The 1422-nt window shown below is 69.8% G+C and carries 1 protein-coding gene; it reads right to left on the reverse strand.

Going from position 1 to position 1422, the window contains the following annotated elements:
- Positions 1–6: 6 nt before the first annotated feature.
- The coding region (locus ACIBK0_RS51935) for a SpoIIE family protein phosphatase (protein WP_399097559.1) at positions 7–1422 on the reverse strand (1416 nt) is incomplete at its 5' end.

A 1422-nucleotide genomic window follows, 5' to 3' on the forward strand; every position in this document is an offset into this window, starting at 1 on the left:
GGTGTTTCAGTTTTGGGTGAGGGTTTGTTCGGCCCAGACGGTTTTGCCGGTGGGGGTGGGGCGGGTGCCCCAGCGGTGGGTGAGTTGGCCGACGAGGAGCAGGCCGCGTCCGCCTTCGTCGTAGGTGCGGGCGCGTCGCATGTGGGGGGCGGTGTTGCTGGAGTCGAAGACTTCGCTGATGAGGGTGTTGTTTTCGTGGATGAGTCTGAGCTGGATGGGTGGGCGGCCGTAGCGGATGGCGTTGGTGACCAGTTCGCTGACGACGAGTTCGGTGATGAAGGCGGCGTCGTCCAGTCCCCAGGTGGTCAGCTGGTGGGTGGCGTGTTGGCGTGCCTGGGCGACGATGGCGGGGTCGAAGGCCAGGTCCCAGGTGGCGACTTGGTCGGTGTTGAGGGCGCGGGTGCGGGCGATGAGCAGGGCGATGTCGTCGTCGGGGCGGTGGGTGAGCATGGAGGTGAGGATGCGGTCGCAGACGGTGTCGAGTGTTTGGGCGGGGCGGGTGAGGGCGGCGAACATTTTGTCCAGGGCGTCGTCGATGTCGTGGTCGCGGGCTTCGAGCAGGCCGTCGGTGTAGAGGACGAGGATGCTGTGTTCGGGTAGTTGGGTTTCGAAGGTTTCGAAGGGCAGGCCGCCCAGGCCCAGGGGCGGGCCGGCGGGGACGTCGAGGAAGGAGACGGTGCCGTCGGGGGTGACCAGGGCGGGTGGGGGGTGGCCGGCGCGGGCCAGTGTGCAGTGGCGGGAGATGGGGTCGTAGACCGCGTAGAGGCAGGTGGTGCCGATGCCTCCGGCGGTTTCGGTGCTGTTGTTTGTGCCGCTGCTTTCTTCGGCGGACAGGTGCAGGACGAGGTCGTCGAGGTGGGTGAGGAGTTCGTCGGGTGGCAGGTCGACGTCGGCCAGGGTGCGTACTGCGGTGCGGACTCGGCCCATGGTGGCCGAGGCGCGGATGCCGTGGCCGACGACGTCGCCGACGACCAGTGCTACCCGTGCGCCGGACAGCGGGATCACGTCGAACCAGTCGCCGCCCACGCCGGCCTGGGTGCCGGCGGGCAGGTAGCGGGTGGCGATGTCCAGGGCTTTTTGGTCGGGCAGGGTCTGCGGGAGCAGGCTGCGCTGCAGAGTCATGGTGGTGGTGTGCTGGCGGGGGGTGTGGCGGGCGGTGTGGATGCTGACGGCGGCTCTGGCGGTGAGTTCCTCGGCCAGCCACAGGTCGTCGGTCTCGAAGGGTTCGGGGCGCTGGTGGCGGGTGTAGAGGGCGACGCCGAGGGTGGTGCCGGCGGCGCGCAGGGGTACCACCAGCACCGAGTGGGTGCCGGTGGTGCGGATCCAGCCGGCCTGGGGGTCCGTGGCCGCCCACTGCACCAGGGCGGGATCGTTCCCCTCGTACAGGGCGCCGTGGCCCTGGGCCAGGCACTGGGCCACCGG

The sequence above is a fragment of the Streptomyces sp. NPDC050564 genome, from assembly GCF_044457265.1.
Taxonomy (GTDB): domain Bacteria; phylum Actinomycetota; class Actinomycetes; order Streptomycetales; family Streptomycetaceae; genus Streptomyces.